This window comes from Escherichia sp. E13S3 (assembly GCF_004212325.1).
Lineage (GTDB): Bacteria > Pseudomonadota > Gammaproteobacteria > Enterobacterales > Enterobacteriaceae > Escherichia.
In genome coordinates this window covers 172,673-188,267 of sequence record NZ_RHJR01000018.1, presented here as the reverse complement: position 1 = coordinate 188,267, position 15,595 = coordinate 172,673, and the positions used below count along the sequence as shown (strand labels likewise).

13 protein-coding genes and 1 pseudogene are annotated in these 15,595 nt (G+C 52.4%); 7 read left to right on the top strand and 7 right to left on the bottom strand.

Going from position 1 to position 15,595, the window contains the following annotated elements; all coding sequences use genetic code 11:
* Positions 1-220 precede the first annotated feature (220 nt).
* Positions 221-2,239, top strand: coding sequence for an NADPH-dependent 2,4-dienoyl-CoA reductase (fadH, locus tag D9597_RS18545; protein WP_130223872.1), 2,019 nt, complete (start codon positions 221-223; stop codon positions 2,237-2,239).
* A gap of 110 nt (positions 2,240-2,349) precedes the next feature.
* Here fadH and higA read toward each other — a convergent pair whose 3' ends face one another.
* From higA to rlmG, 3 genes are all read right to left on the bottom strand, one after another.
* Complete coding sequence (gene higA / locus D9597_RS18540; protein WP_000560254.1) at positions 2,350-2,766, bottom strand: type II toxin-antitoxin system antitoxin HigA; 417 nt, start codon at positions 2,764-2,766, stop codon at positions 2,350-2,352.
* Complete coding sequence (gene higB / locus D9597_RS18535) at positions 2,763-3,077, bottom strand: type II toxin-antitoxin system toxin HigB (protein ID WP_000550189.1); 315 nt, start codon at positions 3,075-3,077, stop codon at positions 2,763-2,765. Before higB ends, higA begins: the two co-directional genes overlap by 4 nt.
* A 284-nt stretch (positions 3,078-3,361) precedes the next feature.
* A complete protein-coding gene (rlmG, locus tag D9597_RS18530) occupies positions 3,362-4,498 on the bottom strand; it encodes a 23S rRNA (guanine(1835)-N(2))-methyltransferase RlmG (protein WP_130223870.1) in 1,137 nt (378 codons plus the stop codon).
* Positions 4,499-4,582: 84 nt separating this feature from the next.
* Between rlmG and D9597_RS18525 the strand changes: the two genes are divergently transcribed.
* The 3 genes from D9597_RS18525 (at position 4,583) to D9597_RS18515 (ending at position 6,920) form a co-directional block, all read left to right on the top strand.
* The gene (locus D9597_RS18525; protein ID WP_130218261.1) at positions 4,583-5,086 is read left to right on the top strand and encodes a M48 family metallopeptidase; all 504 of its coding nucleotides are present in this window, start codon (positions 4,583-4,585) and stop codon (positions 5,084-5,086) included.
* Between the two features lie 76 nt (positions 5,087-5,162).
* Positions 5,163-5,855 carry a vancomycin high temperature exclusion protein gene (locus tag D9597_RS18520; protein ID WP_130223868.1) on the top strand — a complete coding sequence of 231 codons (693 nt, stop codon included), beginning with the start codon at positions 5,163-5,165 and terminating at the stop codon, positions 5,853-5,855.
* 78 nt (positions 5,856-5,933) lie between these two features.
* Positions 5,934-6,920 carry a Gfo/Idh/MocA family oxidoreductase gene (locus tag D9597_RS18515; RefSeq protein ID WP_130218265.1) on the top strand — a complete coding sequence of 329 codons (987 nt, stop codon included), beginning with the start codon at positions 5,934-5,936 and terminating at the stop codon, positions 6,918-6,920.
* Between the two features lie 203 nt (positions 6,921-7,123).
* Here D9597_RS18515 and D9597_RS23545 read toward each other — a convergent pair.
* Positions 7,124-7,222: pseudogene (locus D9597_RS23545) on the bottom strand (hypothetical protein); the annotation flags it as partial.
* 157 nt (positions 7,223-7,379) lie between these two features.
* Between D9597_RS23545 and alx the strand changes: the two are divergent.
* Both alx and sstT read left to right on the top strand, forming a co-directional pair.
* Positions 7,380-8,345 (top strand): TerC family membrane protein Alx, encoded by a 966-nt coding sequence (gene alx / locus D9597_RS18505; protein ID WP_130223864.1) that lies wholly within the window; start codon positions 7,380-7,382, stop codon positions 8,343-8,345.
* 432 nt (positions 8,346-8,777) lie between these two features.
* The gene (gene sstT, locus D9597_RS18500; protein ID WP_130223862.1) at positions 8,778-10,022 is read left to right on the top strand and encodes a serine/threonine transporter SstT; all 1,245 of its coding nucleotides are present in this window, start codon (positions 8,778-8,780) and stop codon (positions 10,020-10,022) included.
* A 3-nt stretch (positions 10,023-10,025) separates the two neighbouring features.
* Here sstT and D9597_RS18495 read toward each other — a convergent pair whose 3' ends face one another.
* The 3 genes from D9597_RS18495 to uxaC form a co-directional block, all read right to left on the bottom strand.
* Positions 10,026-10,577, bottom strand: a complete 552-nt coding sequence (locus tag D9597_RS18495) for a YgjV family protein (protein WP_130210398.1) — start codon at positions 10,575-10,577, stop codon at positions 10,026-10,028.
* Positions 10,578-10,818: 241 nt separating this feature from the next.
* Entirely contained in the window at positions 10,819-12,306 is a 1,488-nt protein-coding gene (uxaA, locus tag D9597_RS18490; protein WP_130218271.1) for an altronate dehydratase, read from the bottom strand.
* A gap of 14 nt (positions 12,307-12,320) precedes the next feature.
* A complete protein-coding gene (gene uxaC, locus D9597_RS18485; RefSeq protein ID WP_130223860.1) occupies positions 12,321-13,733 on the bottom strand; it encodes a glucuronate isomerase in 1,413 nt (470 codons plus the stop codon).
* Positions 13,734-14,216: 483 nt separating this feature from the next.
* Between uxaC and exuT the strand changes: the two genes are divergently transcribed.
* Entirely contained in the window at positions 14,217-15,515 is a 1,299-nt protein-coding gene (gene exuT, locus D9597_RS18480; protein WP_130223858.1) for a hexuronate transporter ExuT, read from the top strand.
* Positions 15,516-15,595 lie beyond the last annotated feature (80 nt).

The following is a 15,595-nucleotide window of genomic DNA, read 5'->3' as shown; positions in this document are numbered from 1 at the left end:
AACGGCTGGCGGATGCGGCGTGAACGCCTTATCCGCCCTACATGTGCAATCCCCCAGGCCGGATAAGACGCGTCAGGCGTCGCATCCGGCGTTACCACCGGGCGTATTCTTTTTGAATCCCATCACAAACCCCGCATTCCCCTTTTCCCTTTTCCCCGACGACGGCTAAATTAGAACTCATCCGACCACATAACAATTATTTTACATACTGGACAATTTTATGAGCTACCCGTCGCTGTTCGCCCCGCTTGATTTAGGTTTTACCACGTTAAAAAACCGCGTGCTGATGGGCTCAATGCACACCGGGCTGGAGGAATATCCAGACGGTGCCGAGCGGCTGGCAGCGTTTTATGCCGAACGCGCCCGTCATGGCGTGGCGCTGATTGTCAGCGGCGGCATTGCACCAGATTTAACAGGCGTTGGCATGGAAGGTGGCGCAATGCTCAACGACGCCAGCCAGATCCCACACCATCGCACCATTACCGAAGCCGTACATCAGGAAGGCGGCAAAATCGCCCTACAAATTTTGCATACCGGACGCTACAGCTACCAGCCGCATCTGGTAGCGCCCTCCGCGTTGCAGGCCCCCATCAACCGTTTCGTTCCTCATGAACTCACCCATGAAGAGATCCTGCAACTGATCGACGATTTCGCCCGCTGCGCGCAACTGGCGCGGGAGGCCGGATACGATGGCGTAGAGGTGATGGGTTCCGAAGGGTATTTGATCAACGAATTTCTGACGCTGCGCACCAATCAGCGTAGTGACCAGTGGGGCGGCGATTACCACAACCGGATGCGGTTTGCCGTTGAAGTGGTGAGTGCGGTACGCGAACGCGTTGGCAACGACTTCATTATTATCTACCGACTGTCGATGCTCGACCTGGTCGAAGACGGCGGGACTTTTGCCGAAACGGTAGAGCTGGCGCAGGCCATTGAAGCGGCGGGCGCGACCATTATCAACACCGGCATTGGCTGGCATGAAGCACGTATTCCGACCATCGCCACGCCCGTGCCGCGCGGCGCATTTAGCTGGGTCACGCGCAAACTGAAAGGCCATGTCTCGCTGCCGCTGGTAACCACCAACCGGATTAACGATCCGCAGGTTGCCGACGACATTCTCTCGCGCGGCGATGCCGATATGGTGTCGATGGCACGACCGTTTCTTGCTGATGCGGAGCTGCTGTCAAAAGCGCAATCGGGGCGAGCCGATGAGATCAACACCTGCATTGGCTGCAATCAGGCCTGCCTCGATCAGATCTTCGTTGGCAAAGTCACCTCGTGCCTGGTGAATCCTCGCGCCTGCCACGAAACCAAAATGCCAATCCTTCCCGCCATGCAGAAAAAAAATCTGGCGGTGGTCGGTGCGGGACCAGCTGGGCTGGCGTTTGCCATTAACGCGGCGGCGCGTGGGCATCAGGTAACATTGTTTGATGCGCACAGCGAGATCGGCGGGCAGTTTAATATCGCCAAACAGATCCCAGGCAAAGAGGAGTTTTACGAAACGCTGCGCTACTACCGCCGGATGATCGAAGTGACGGGCGTGACGCTGAAACTCAATCACAGCGTGACGGAGGATCAGTTACAGGCGTTCGATGAAACGATCCTCGCCAGCGGGATCGTGCCGCGCATTCCGCCCATTGACGGGATCGATCACCCGAAGGTGTTGAGCTATCTCGATGTCCTGCGCGACAAAGCGCCGGTGGGCAACAAAGTTGCCATCGTCGGTTGTGGTGGGATTGGTTTTGATACGGCGATGTATTTGAGTCAGCCGGGCGAATCCACCAGCCAGAATATCGCCGGGTTCTGTAATGAATGGGGGATCGACAGTAGCCTACAACAGGCTGGTGGCTTAAGCCCGCAGGGAATGCAGATCCCGCGTAGCCCACGGCAGATTGTGATGCTCCAGCGCAAAGCCAGCAAACCGGGACAGGGGTTAGGCAAAACTACGGGCTGGATCCATCGCACCACCCTGCTCTCGCGGGGTGTGAAAATGATCCCAGGCGTAAGCTACCAGAAGATCGACGATGACGGGCTGCATGTGGTGATCAACGGCGAAACGCAGATATTAGCCGTGGACAATGTGGTGATCTGCGCAGGGCAAGAGCCAAACCGCGCGTTGGCGCAACCGCTGATTGATAGCGGGAAAACTGTGCATTTAATTGGCGGCTGCGATGTGGCTATGGAGCTGGACGCACGACGTGCAATTGCCCAGGGAACACAGCTGGCGCTGGAGATTTAAATCGTTGTTTGAAGTGCCGGATGCGACGCTTGCCGCGTCTTATCCGACCTGGGGGTAACGTGCTGAACGTAGGCCGGATAAGGCGTTTACGCCGCATCCGGCAGGCCGCGTTAATCAATAAACAATGCAGGGGAAATGCCGAATCGCGCTGCCAGTTTTTTAGCGTGTTCCAGCGTTAATTTTCTCTTCCCGTTCAAAACACGTGACACCATCGATTTACTGCCAATTTCCGGCAGATCAGAAAGGGTTAAACCGTATTGATCCATCAGTGTACGAATCACAGCAACACCGCCAGGCATGGCTTGAGCCATCGCATTAAATTCAGCAAATTCGGGCGCTGATTCTTCCCACGCGGTTATTTTGGCACACACCAGATCCAGCAAGGGGTTTTCAGGATCGTTGAGCAGCAGATGATCGACCAGTTCCAGCGCCTGGGCGTATTGTTCTTCGTTCTGGATACCCGCCAGAAAAGGTGCCACAGCAGTTAGTTTTTCTCCTGCTTGCAAGATGTCGGCAATCGCAATCATTTTTTCCCCTTAGTACGATGAACGGCGGTAAAGAAATCGTATTCTTTATGCGTCATAACTTCACGTATGTAGCACTTTTGCGATTCAAAAAAGACCATTGCTACAACACGTAATTCATTGCCCCCGACATTGAAAACATAATGCTTATCCAGATATTTGAAGTTATCCAGAGATGGGAATACAGCTTTTAATGACTCAGGTTTTTTGAAATATCCCTTAGCAATCGTGTTCCCCAGAGCCACCAACTCCGTTTTATGTTGCGGGTATTTTTCCGCAGCATCTTTCAATGCTTTTTGAGTTATCAGGTGCATTCTTCATCACGTCCGTTGACAAATTGGCAATATGATAACATCCGTTGACAGATTGGCAACGGATGAATTTATCTGCTTGACGGAAGAATAAACGTTGAACAACGCGAAACAAGAGAATGCAGAGGATGGTGACTGGGATTTTTGTTTTATGGAAGCGTGATTCCAGAACTGGGCAGACATTGCCGGATGCGACGCTTGCCGCGTCTTATCCGGCCTGGGGGGTAACGTGCTGAACGTAGGCCGGATAAGGCGTTTACGCCGCATCCGGCAGGTAACTCCCAATCTTACCGACGACGTCCCAGCTTCACCGCTTTCAGCACCACAAATTTATTATTCGTCGCAATAGTGGTGCAGTTGCCGAAAATTTTCTTCAGTTTATGGAAGTAATCCAGGTGACGGTTGGCAACGATATACAGCTCGCCGTTGATTTTCAGGCAGCGGCGGGCGTGGTGGAACATCTCCCAGGCGACGTTATCAGTCAGCGCATGTTGCTGATGAAACGGCGGGTTGCAGAGCATAGCATTAAAGCGAAAAGGCTCCACGCCGGAGAGCGCGTTGTTGATCATAAACTCGCAGCGATCCAACGCCTCAGGCATGTTGGTTTCAACGTTCAAACGGCTGGAAGCAACCGCCATCGGCGATTCATCGACAAACACCACTTTCGCCTGCGGGTTTTTATCAAGCAGTGTCAGGCCAATAACGCCGTTACCACAGCCGAGATCGACAATCTCACCTTCGAGATTCTCCGGCAGATGCTGCATAAAGAAGCGCGCGCCAATATCAAGCCCGGTGCGGGAAAAGACATTCGCATGGTTGTGGATAGTCCAGTCAGTACCTTCCAGCTTCCAGCTAACGGTCTGCGGCGCATCGGCCAGCGGCGGTTCATTGAAAGTGCAATTAATCAGGCGCGCTTTTTTCCATGCCAGCGTGGTGGTGGTCGGGCCGAGCACTTTTTCGAACAGTTCCAGCGTGGAAGTGTGAATGTCACGGGCTTTGGCACCGGCAATAATGCGTGTTTCCGGCGTGACCACTTTGCGCAGTGCGCGCAGTTGCTGTTCCAGCAATGCCAGTGTTTTCGGTACTTTGATCAGCACTACGCCCGGCTGTTGCGGGTAGTCAGCGGTGCTGTCAAGAAACTTCACGCTCGACTCATCAATGCCGTTGAGGCGTAAATTCTCGCGCGTGGCCAGTTCACTGATGTATGAGTCGCCAATGCTGTACGGCTTATGTTCCGCCAGCGCACAACTTAACGCACCAAAGGCATCATTCAGGATCAACACCGGGCCGCGGATTTCTGTGTCGTCCAACTGTTGCAGCAAATATTCATCCGCCGCTTCCCACGCCTGTAGCGGGTTAACGTCATCCGTCGCCGGAAAACGTTGTAGTGTCAGTGAACGGAAACCGTTGTCTAAGTGGCTCATCGGCCCTCCTGAATGATAAAATTTCGACGTTGCCCCTGAAAAGGGTGCGTGAGTATACCCTTTTTCTCTTTTTCGTGGGCGGTTATGAGCAATCTTACTTATCTTCAGGGTTATCCCGAGCAGCTGCTTTCCCAGGTGCGCACGCTGATTAATGAACAGCGTCTGGGCGATGTACTGGCAAAACGCTATCCGGGAACGCACAACTACGCCACCGATAAAGCCCTCTGGCAATATACTCAGGATCTGAAAAATCAGTTTCTGCGCAATGCCCCGCCGATCAATAAAGTGATGTATGACAATAAGATTCACGTGCTGAAAAACGCGCTCGGGTTACATACCGCTGTTTCACGTGTGCAGGGCGGCAAGCTGAAAGCGAAGGCGGAGATCCGCGTCGCCACCGTGTTTCGCAACGCGCCAGAACCGTTTTTGCGCATGATTGTGGTGCACGAGCTGGCGCATCTGAAAGAGAAAGAACATAACAAAGCGTTCTATCAGTTGTGCTGCCATATGGAACCGCAGTACCACCAGCTTGAGTTCGACACTCGCCTGTGGCTGACGCAACTGTCACTGGGACAAGACAAAATCTGAAAATGATCTCAGGCGCTATCTTTTCCTCCTTTAGCGCCTAAAATCGACCTCCCCTCTATCGTTAAGGATAACGACCATGCTGCGCGCATTTGCCCGCCTTCTTCGCCGCATTTGTTTTTCTCGCCGGACTCCAAAAATTGCCTGTTTTCTGTTGCTTGTGGCAGGCGCGACGATTTTTATCGCCGATCGGGCAATGGTCAACGCCAGCCAACAACTCACCTGGAGTGACATCAACGCTATTCCGGCACGTAACGTGGGTTTATTGTTGGGAGCAAGGCCAGGTAATCGCTACTTTACCCGACGTATTGATACCGCCGCAGAGTTGTACCACGCAGGAAAAGTGAAATGGTTGCTGGTCAGTGGCGACAACGGACGTAAAAATTACGATGAAGCGTCAGGCATGCAGCAGGCTTTGATCGCTAAGGGCGTACCGGCAAAAGTGATCTTCTGTGACTATGCCGGATTCTCAACGCTTGATTCAGTGGTACGTGCCAATAAAGTGTTTGGGGAAAACCATATCACCATTATCTCGCAGGAATTTCATAACCAACGCGCCATCTGGCTGGCAAAACAGTACGGCATCGATGCTATCGGGTTTAACGCGCCAGACCTGAATATGAAGCACGGTTTGTATACTCAGCTGCGGGAGAAACTCGCCAGGGTTAGAGCGGTGATAGACGCAAAAATCCTCCATCGCCAGCCAAAATATCTCGGGCCGTCGGTCATGATTGGTCCGTTCAGTGAGCATGGTTGTCCGGCGCAGAAATAATGCGTATCCGCGCACGTCGAAGATGAAAAAGGCGTGCTACATTGACGGCAGAATACCTTTATGGAGTATCCACGCGTTATGATACGTTTCGCTGTGATTGGTACGAACTGGATCACTCACCAGTTCGTGGAGGCCGCACATGAGAGCGGTAAATATAAGTTAACCGCCGTCTATTCCCGCAGCCTTGAACAGGCCCAGCACTTCGCCAATGAGTTTTCTGTCGAGCATCTGTTTACGTCTCTGGAAGCGATGGCGGAAAGCGATGCCATTGACGCGGTGTATATTGCCAGCCCGAATGCCCTGCACTTTTCCCAGACGCAGCTTTTTCTGAGCCACAAAATCCATGTGATTTGCGAGAAACCGCTGGCGTCGAATCTGGCGGAAGTGGATGCCGCCATTGCCTGTGCGCGGGAAAATCAGGTGGTGCTGTTTGAAGCATTTAAAACGGCCTGCCTGCCTAACTTTCATCTGTTACGCCAGGCGCTGCCAAAAGTCGGCAAACTGCGGAAAGTCTTTTTCAACTACTGCCAGTATTCCTCGCGTTATCAACGTTATCTGGATGGTGAGAATCCCAACACCTTCAATCCGGCGTTCTCTAACGGTTCGATTATGGATATCGGCTTTTACTGCCTGGCGTCGGCGGTGGCATTATTCGGTGAACCGAAAAGCGTGCAGGCAACCGCCAGTTTGCTGGCAAGCGGCGTGGATGCCCACGGCGTGGTGGTGATGGATTACGGTGATTTCAGCGTTACGTTGCAGCACTCAAAAGTCAGTGATTCTGTCCTGGCGAGCGAGATTCAGGGCGAAGCAGGATCGCTGGTGATTGAAAAACTCTCTGAATGCCAGAAAGTCTGCTTTGTGCCGCGCGGCAGCCAGATGCAGGATCTCACTCAGCCACAGCATATTAATACCATGCTCTACGAAGCAGAGCTGTTTGCTGAACTGGTGGATGAGCATCTGATTAATCATCCGGGGCTGGCGGTCAGTCGCATCACAGCCAAACTGCTGACCGAGATCCGCCGCCAGACCGGAGTGATTTTTCCGGCAGATAGCGTAAAACAATAATGGTTACCGTAAAGCAGTGTAAAAGGCATGTAACAGACCATTGACTGGATGAATGGTCTGTCATACTTTGTTACCTGCAAAGGGGAGTAACTTCATTGCTGGTCGATCGTCATTACGATGTGTGAAAAACCACATCCGGTCACCGGGCAACCCGAAAGGTATACGCAGACGTATTCCTTTGAGACTGATGACAAACGCAAAATTGCCTGATGCGCTACGCTTATCAGGCCTACATAGTTCCTGCAATCTTTTGAATTCGCATGATTTTGTAGGCCGGATAAGGCGTTCACGCCGCATCCGGCATAAACGCAGGCACTTTGTCACCAATCTGAAAGGAATACGCAGACGTATTCCTTTTTTGTTGTAAGTGAGACCTTGCCGGAAGGCGAGGTCTATGCATAAAAAGCAGCGGCTGACGTCTTCCGACGTTGGCCGTTTTTTTATGTGTAAGGAACTTCTATGAATACTGTCGGCACGCCGTTGCTATGGGGCGGATTCGCTGTTGTTGTCGCCATTATGCTGGCTATCGACCTGTTGTTGCAGGGGCGTCGTGGCGCGCATGCCATGACCATGAAACAGGCTGCGGCCTGGTCGCTGGTGTGGGTGACCCTTTCGTTACTGTTTAACGCCGCTTTCTGGTGGTATTTAGTCCAGACGCAGGGGCGCGAAGTCGCGGACCCGCAGGCACTGGCCTTCCTCACCGGTTATCTGATTGAGAAATCGCTGGCGGTCGATAACGTCTTTGTCTGGCTGATGTTGTTCAGCTATTTCTCTGTTCCGGCGGCGTTACAACGGCGCGTGCTGGTGTATGGCGTGCTCGGGGCGATTGTTCTGCGTACCATCATGATCTTCACCGGTAGTTGGCTGATTTCGCAGTTCGACTGGATCCTGTATATCTTCGGTGCCTTCCTGCTGTTTACCGGCGTGAAGATGGCGCTCGCCCATGAAGATGAATCAGGGATTGGTGACAAGCCGTTGGTGCGCTGGCTGCGCGGTCATTTGCGTATGACCGACACCATCGACAACGAGCATTTCTTTGTGCGTAAGAATGGCTTGTTGTATGCCACGCCGCTGATGCTGGTGCTGATTCTGGTGGAGTTGAGCGACGTGATTTTCGCCGTGGATAGCATTCCAGCTATCTTCGCCGTGACTACCGATCCGTTTATTGTGCTGACCTCAAACCTGTTTGCGATCCTCGGCCTGCGTGCGATGTATTTCCTGCTGGCGGGCGTAGCAGAGCGTTTCTCGATGCTCAAATATGGCCTGGCGGTGATTCTGGTGTTTATCGGTATCAAGATGCTGATTGTCGACTTCTACCATATTCCGATCGCCGTTTCGCTGGGCGTGGTGTTTGGCATTCTGGTGACGACGTTTATTATCAACGCGTGGGTGAATTATCGGCATGATAAGCAGCGGGGAGAATGATTCGCTGTATATTAAGCCATTACCAGAGATAACTCATTCCAGACAAAGATGAGCTACTAATTATGTAATCGGCTTATAGCTCTTTACAAAAAGACCGCACGGGTGCAGGGGGCGGCGGCGATTGGCCGCTCCCCGCGCCAGTGACTTTATATGGCATAGCACATTAAAGGAGCGCAACCGTTCTCATATTCCAAATAGTTTGCCCATATGTTATCTAATCAGCCTTAGTAGCCAGTCCTTCCTTCTGTTTATGTCAAATAAATGTAACCATTAAGTTGCAAAATATGACCTCTCTTTAAAATCCAGCATTTTTCGCTTCCCGAAGCTGTAACTTTCCTTATACTCGACCTTGCAAACACTTTGTTACATCCTGAAAGATGCGTCGACAGAACGCACCAGGGATGTGCGACAACACAACGAAAGGATCGAAAAATGACTACGCAACGTTCACCGGGGCTATTCCGGCGTCTGGCTCAGGGCAGCCTGGTAAAACAAATCCTGGTCGGCCTTGTTCTGGGGATTCTCCTGGCATGGATCTCAAAACCGGCGGCTGAAGCTGTCGGTCTGTTAGGCACTTTGTTCGTTGGTGCATTGAAAGCTGTAGCGCCAATTCTGGTGCTGATGCTGGTAATGGCTTCCATCGCTTACCACCAGCACGGGCAGAAAACCAATATCCGCCCTATTTTGTTCCTCTATCTGCTGGGTACTTTCTCTGCCGCGCTGGCTGCGGTTGTCTTCAGCTTCGCCTTCCCTTCTACCCTGCATTTGTCCAGTAGCGCGGGCGATATTTCCCCGCCGTCAGGCATCGTGGAAGTGATGCGTGGGCTGGTGTTGAGCATGGTTTCTAACCCTATTGAGGCTCTGCTGAAAGGTAACTACATCGGGATTCTGGTGTGGGCCATTGGCCTTGGTTTCGCTCTGCGTCACGGTAACGAAACCACCAAAAACCTGGTCAACGATATGTCGAATGCCGTTACCTTTATGGTGAAACTGGTGATTCGTTTCGCACCAATCGGTATTTTTGGTCTGGTTTCTTCTACGCTGGCAACCACCGGTTTCTCCACACTGTGGGGCTACGCGCAACTGCTGGTCGTGCTGGTTGGCTGTATGTTGCTGGTGGCGCTGGTGGTTAACCCATTGCTGGTGTGGTGGAAAATTCGTCGTAACCCGTTCCCGCTGGTGCTGCTGTGCCTGCGCGAAAGCGGTGTATACGCCTTTTTCACCCGTAGCTCGGCGGCGAATATTCCGGTAAACATGGCATTGTGTGAAAAGCTGAATCTGGATCGCGATACCTATTCCGTTTCTATTCCGCTGGGTGCCACCATCAATATGGCAGGCGCAGCCATTACCATTACCGTGTTGACGCTGGCTGCGGTTAATACGCTGGGTATTCCGGTGGATCTGCCCACAGCGCTGCTGTTGAGCGTAGTGGCTTCTCTGTGCGCCTGTGGTGCTTCCGGCGTGGCAGGTGGTTCTCTGCTGCTGATCCCGCTGGCCTGTAATATGTTCGGTATTCCGAACGATATCGCCATGCAGGTGGTTGCCGTTGGCTTTATCATCGGCGTATTGCAGGACTCCTGCGAAACCGCGCTGAACTCTTCAACTGACGTGCTGTTCACCGCAGCGGCGTGCCAGGCGGAAGACGATCGTCTGGCAAATAGCGCCCTGCGTAACTAATACTTAGCCCCTTTCGTCTACGGCGGAAGGGGTTTTCTCCACTTTAAACGGATCAATTCCCCTTCTCTGCATACGCCAGAAACGAATGATATTCAGGCCATTCATCAGCAGAAAACTGCCTTCAATCATCGTGCCGCCTATCGACCCGGCCCAGATGTTGTGAGTTAACCAGCAACACGTAGAAAACCACATCACGCAGCGCATGGTCAGTCCTTTAAAGCGAAATAGCGCCCAGGTACTGACAATCGTGCCAATGACCGGCAGCAGCTCCATCGGATGATGGAACTTCGCCAGACCAACTCCACCCGTCAGCACGATGAAGATCGCCATTATCCATAAACTACGGGTACGCAGAGTAATTAACGTACGGATAGCATTGAGGATTGAGCTGGCCCCCGCCGGGAAGACACCCATCAGGAAAAAATGTATGCCAATAAATACGCTATAGATGGAAAGCTGAATTTTGAAGCGACGTTCATCGCGGTTGAAGAATGTTGTAATACCAATCAGAAAGGCGATGACACCCACGCCCTGGGCCAGCCAATACGCGGTCATGATAAATCCTTAGCAGGTATGGAAAAGCAAACGGCGCTTCGAGTTAGAAACGCCGCTTCAGATTGCTGACAAAGTGCATCTCATTTCTTGCCGGATGCGGCGTAAACGCCTTATCCGGCCTACAAGATCGTGCAACTTTACTATATTGCGAAGCGCATCAGGCAATTATGCGTTTATCAACAATCTTAAACGACGCTTCATATTATGAAACGCCGTTTTTTATTCACAACTTATTTCGACTTTACAGCGTTACGCCGCTTTTAAAGATCGCCAGTTCGCGGAAGTCGTTACGCTCGTTGCAGGTTTGCTTACCGTTGGCAAACTCAACGATGGTATCGATAAATTCTTCCAGCAACTGCGGCATCGCTTTACCGTGGATCAGCTGACCCGCGTCAAAGTCGATCCAGTGTTTTTTCTTCGCTGCCAGTTCGCTGTTGGTGGCGATTTTCACCGTCGGTACAAATCCGCCGTACGGCGTGCCGCGACCGGTACTGAACAGCACCATGTGGCAGCCCGCACCCGCCAGGGCGCTGGTCGCTACGGCATCATTACCCGGCGCACTTAACAGGTTCAGCCCTGGTGTTTTCAAACGTTCGCCGTAGCGCAGCACGTCTACCACCTGGCTGGAGCCCGCTTTCTGCGTACAGCCGAGAGATTTATCTTCCAGCGTGGTGATACCACCCGCTTTGTTCCCCGGCGATGGGTTTTCGTAGATCGGCTGGTCATGGGCAATAAAGTACTGTTTGAAGTCGTTGACCATGGTGACCAGTTTTTCAAACGTCGCTTCATCGCGACAATGGTCCATCAGTAACTGCTCTGCACCAAACATCTCCGGTACTTCGGTCAGCACTGTAGTGCCGCCGTTAGCGATGACGTAATCAGAGAAACGCCCCAGCATTGGGTTAGCAGTAATACCGGAAAGACCGTCAGAACCGCCGCACTCCAGACCAAACTTCAGTTCGCTAAGTTTGCCCGGCTCGCGCTTGTCATTGCGCATGACGTTATACAACTGATGCAAATGCTCGATCCCGGCTTCAATCTCATCATCCTGCTGTTGGCAGATCATGAAATGAACGCGTTCAGGATCGATATCGCCCAGCGTTTCACGGAAAGCATCAACCTGGTTGTTTTCACAGCCCAGACCAATGACCAACACGGCGCCTGCGTTCGGATGACGCACCATGTTTTGCAGCATGGTGCGGGTATTAATGTGATCGTCGCCCAGCTGCGAGCAGCCGTAGGTGTGGCTGAAGAGGAACACGCCGTCGGTACCTTCAGCGTTGTTCGTCTCTTTCAAAAAACGGTTCTGGATCTGTCGCGCGATGCCGTTGACGCAGCCCACGGTCGGCAGGATCCACAACTCGTTACGTACCCCGACATCACCGTTAGCGCGACGATAGATCTGCACTTCACGATCTGCCGCTTGCGCAGGCAGATCCTGAAAATCAGGTTGATAGCGATACTGATCCAGATCGCTCAGATTCGTGCGCGTATTGTGGGCGTGAACGTGTTCCCCCGCCGCAATATCCGCCAATGCATAACCAATCGGCAGGCCATATTTGATGACGTTGGCCCCTTTTGCGATATCCGTTAACGCAAATTTATGTCCACGAGCAACATCCTGGCGCAGCGTTACGGTCTGGTTATCGACACTGATTTCTGTGCCTTCAGCCAAATCCGCTAAAGCGACCGCGACGTTATCCAGCGCATGGATCTTGATGTATTGCATATCAACCCCAGACCTTAGTTCAGTTCAATGGCGAAGTAGTCACGCGCATTGTTAAAGCAAATATTTTTCACCATCTCGCCCAGCAGGTTGATGTCCGCCGGTGCTTCGCCCGCTTCCACCCAGCGGCCAATCATCTGGCACAGAATGCGGCGGAAGTATTCGTGACGGGTATATGACAGGAAGCTACGGCTGTCAGTCAGCATACCGACAAAGCGGCTCAGCAGACCGAGCTGCGCCAGTTGGGTCATCTGACGTTCCATACCGTCTTTCTGATCGTTAAACCACCAGCCGGAACCAAACTGCATTTTGCCCGGCATACCTTCGCCCTGGAAGTTACCGATCATGGTGCCCAGCACTTCGTTATCGCGCGGGTTCAGGCAGTAGAGAATGGTTTTCGGCAGCAGGTTTTCTTCATTCTGTTTGCTCAGCAGCTTAGACAGTTCTTCCGCCATCGGACGGTCGTTGATGGAGTCAAAGCCTACATCCGGCCCCAGCAGTTTGAACTGACGCAGGTTGTTATTACGCAGCGCGCCAATGTGGTACTGCTGTACCCAGCCGCGACGTGCGTATTCGGCGCCCAGGAATACCAGCACCGCAGTTTTGAACTGTGCGACTTCATGCTCACTCAGGGTTTCGCCTGCCAGACGGCGCGCCAGAATGCTATCCAGTTCCGCTTCGTTCGCTTCGGCAAACATCACCACGTCCAGCGCGTGGTCAGACACTTTACAGCCGTGAGCCGCGAAGTGATCCAGACGTTTGGTCAGGGCTGTTTGCAGGTCTGCAAAGCGGCGAATGTCGGTATCGGAAACTTCACCCAGCTTCGCCATGTAGTCGTTAAAGGTCGCCTGTTCAATGTTGAAGGCTTTATCCGGACGCCAGCTCGGCAGCACTTTAATAGTGAAAGAGCCGTCTTTGGCGATCTCTGCGTGATGCTCCAGAGAGTCGATCGGGTCGTCGGTGGTGCCGACCATTTTCACGTTCATCTGCTGCATGATGCCGCGCGCGGAGAATTTGTCCTGCGCCAGCAGTTCGTTACATTCGTTCCAGATTTCATCTGCAGTAGACTGAGACAGCAGTTTGCCAGTGATGCCAAACGGACGACGCAGTTCGAGGTGCGTCCAGTGGTATAACGGGTTACCGATCGTGTGCGGAACGGTCGCCGCCCAGGCATCAAACTTCTCACGGTCAGATGCATCACCAGTACACAGGCGCTCAGCAACACCATTGGTACGCATTGCACGCCATTTGTAGTGGTCGCCTTTCAGCCAGATGTCATACAGATTCTTAAAGCGATAGTCTTCTGCGATTTGCTGCGGCGGTAAATGGCAGTGGTAGTCGAAAATCGGCTGGTCTTTTGCGTAGTCGTGATACAGACGGCGGGCAAATTCAGTATCTAACAGGAAATCTTCAGTCATAAACGGAGTCATTATCGTCTTCCTCTCAACGAGTGAGCTAGCTTGCTTAGGGTGCGATGCTGACAAAGTTATCACACCAATTTCCAGAGCCCGAAGATATTTTCGTGAGTTAGATCAATAAACGTAGTTAAAAAAATTACTCTCAAAATGGTAAATCCCTCTGCAAGCCGCGCCAGTTCTGGCTTCACTCTCATCCAGTAATGCCCCTACAAATATTCCCACATTTGTGATGGCTCTCACCTTTTAAAGTTGTATGACAAGTTATCTTTCTGCCGTCGCGAATCATAAGTCGACGGAATGCAAATTGCCGATTCATTCATTTGTTAGATGGATTGGGTTGACCGGTACGGAAGCCGAATTAGCACGAAACTTTCATGGCAGCGTTCGGGGTGTACCGGTTTTTTTTTCGGTCATCCGGTCGTAACTAACATCCTCTGCCCCAGGCAGGATGATGACCGCGCTTATTGCGGATATAACAAAACGATGAGGTTTTACATGCGTAAAATTAAAGGGTTACGTTGGTACATGATCGCATTGGTGACGCTCGGCACCGTGCTCGGTTACCTGACGCGTAACACTGTGGCGGCAGCTGCACCAACTCTGATGGAAGAGTTAAACATCTCCACCCAACAGTATTCCTACATCATCGCAGCCTATTCTGCTGCATATACGGTCATGCAACCTGTAGCGGGTTATGTTCTGGATGTTCTGGGGACAAAAATCGGTTACGCAATGTTTGCCGTGTTGTGGGCGGTATTCTGTGGCGCAACTGCACTGGCTGGTAGCTGGGGCGGTCTGGCGATTGCCCGTGGTGCGGTAGGTGCGGCAGAAGCAGCGATGATCCCTGCAGGTCTGAAAGCCAGTTCCGAATGGTTCCCGGCGAAAGAACGCTCCATCGCAGTAGGTTACTTTAACGTTGGTTCCTCAATTGGTGCGATGATTGCGCCGCCGCTGGTGGTATGGGCAATCGTCATGCACAGCTGGCAGATGGCATTTATTATCTCCGGTGCGTTGAGCTTTATCTGGGCGATGGCATGGCTGATTTTCTATAAACATCCACGCGACCAGAAACATCTGACCGATGAAGAACGTGACTACATTATTAATGGTCAGGAAGCCCAGCACCAGGTTGGCGCGGCGAAGAAAATGTCCGTTGGTCAGATCCTGCGTAACCGTCAGTTCTGGGGTATCGCATTACCGCGCTTCCTGGCTGAACCGGCCTGGGGTACTTTCAACGCGTGGATCCCGCTGTTCATGTTTAAAGTTTACGGCTTTAACCTGAAAGAGATCGCGATGTTCGCCTGGATGCCAATGCTGTTTGCTGACCTTGGTTGTATCCTCGGTGGTTACCTGCCGCCACTGTTCCAGCGTTGGTTTGGTGTGAACCTGATTGTTTCCCGTAAGATGGTGGTAACACTGGGTGCGGTACTGATGATTGGCCCAGGTATGATCGGTCTGTTCACCAACCCGTATGTCGCGATTATGCTGCTGTGTATCGGTGGTTTTGCTCACCAGGCACTGTCTGGCGCGCTGATTACCCTCTCTTCTGACGTGTTTGGTCGTAACGAAGTGGCAACGGCAAACGGTCTGACTGGGATGTCTGCGTGGCTGGCAAGTACGCTGTTTGCGCTGGTTGTAGGTGCACTGGCTGACACCATCGGCTTCAGCCCGCTGTTCGCAGTACTGGCGGTATTCGACTTGCTGGGCGCGCTGGTTATCTGGACCGTGTTGCAGAACAAACCGGCAATTGAGGTAGCGCAGGAATCACATAACGACCCCGCACCGCAACATTAACGTTTAGCGTAAGTTGTAATGACGAAGCCGCCTTTTCAGGCGGCTTCGTTGTTTTTATTGCCGGGACGACACGACCTTCG

Bases quoted from the DNA above. Each gene is read 5' to 3' on its own strand.
- fadH (WP_130223872.1), top strand. From the start codon at position 221: ATGAGCTACCCGTCGCTGTTCGCCCCGCTTGATTTAGGTTTTACCACG.
- higA (WP_000560254.1), bottom strand. From the start codon at position 2,766: ATGATTGCGATTGCCGACATCTTGCAAGCAGGAGAAAAACTAACTGCT.
- higB (WP_000550189.1), bottom strand. From the start codon at position 3,077: ATGCACCTGATAACTCAAAAAGCATTGAAAGATGCTGCGGAAAAATAC.
- rlmG (WP_130223870.1), bottom strand. From the start codon at position 4,498: ATGAGCCACTTAGACAACGGTTTCCGTTCACTGACACTACAACGTTTT.
- D9597_RS18525 (WP_130218261.1), top strand. From the start codon at position 4,583: ATGAGCAATCTTACTTATCTTCAGGGTTATCCCGAGCAGCTGCTTTCC.
- D9597_RS18520 (WP_130223868.1), top strand. From the start codon at position 5,163: ATGCTGCGCGCATTTGCCCGCCTTCTTCGCCGCATTTGTTTTTCTCGC.
- D9597_RS18515 (WP_130218265.1), top strand. From the start codon at position 5,934: ATGATACGTTTCGCTGTGATTGGTACGAACTGGATCACTCACCAGTTC.
- alx (WP_130223864.1), top strand. From the start codon at position 7,380: ATGAATACTGTCGGCACGCCGTTGCTATGGGGCGGATTCGCTGTTGTT.
- sstT (WP_130223862.1), top strand. From the start codon at position 8,778: ATGACTACGCAACGTTCACCGGGGCTATTCCGGCGTCTGGCTCAGGGC.
- D9597_RS18495 (WP_130210398.1), bottom strand. From the start codon at position 10,577: ATGACCGCGTATTGGCTGGCCCAGGGCGTGGGTGTCATCGCCTTTCTG.
- uxaA (WP_130218271.1), bottom strand. From the start codon at position 12,306: ATGCAATACATCAAGATCCATGCGCTGGATAACGTCGCGGTCGCTTTA.
- uxaC (WP_130223860.1), bottom strand. From the start codon at position 13,733: ATGACTCCGTTTATGACTGAAGATTTCCTGTTAGATACTGAATTTGCC.
- exuT (WP_130223858.1), top strand. From the start codon at position 14,217: ATGCGTAAAATTAAAGGGTTACGTTGGTACATGATCGCATTGGTGACG.